The 236-nt window shown below is 51.7% G+C and carries 1 tRNA gene and 1 rRNA gene; both read left to right on the top strand.

The window, feature by feature from the left end:
* Positions 1–85 (top strand): 16S ribosomal RNA (locus ACLJR2_RS23870); the annotation flags it as partial.
* 93 nt (positions 86–178) lie between these two features.
* Positions 179–236 (top strand) — tRNA-Glu (locus ACLJR2_RS23865).

The following is a 236-nucleotide window of genomic DNA, read 5'->3' as shown; positions in this document are numbered from 1 at the left end:
GGCGCTTACCACTTTGTGATTCATGACTGGGGTGAAGTCGTAACAAGGTAACCGTAGGGGAACCTGCGGTTGGATCACCTCCTTACCTTAAAGAAGCGTTCTTTGCAGTGCTCACACAGATTGTCTGATGAAAAGTAAATAGCAAGGCGTCTTGCGAAGCAGACTGATACGTCCCCTTCGTCTAGAGGCCCAGGACACCGCCCTTTCACGGCGGTAACAGGGGTTCGAATCCCCTA

The organism is Salmonella sp. SAL03688 (assembly GCF_046551895.1).
Taxonomy (GTDB): Bacteria; Pseudomonadota; Gammaproteobacteria; order Enterobacterales; family Enterobacteriaceae; genus Salmonella; species Salmonella enterica.
This window is presented reverse-complemented; position numbering and strand designations above follow the sequence as displayed.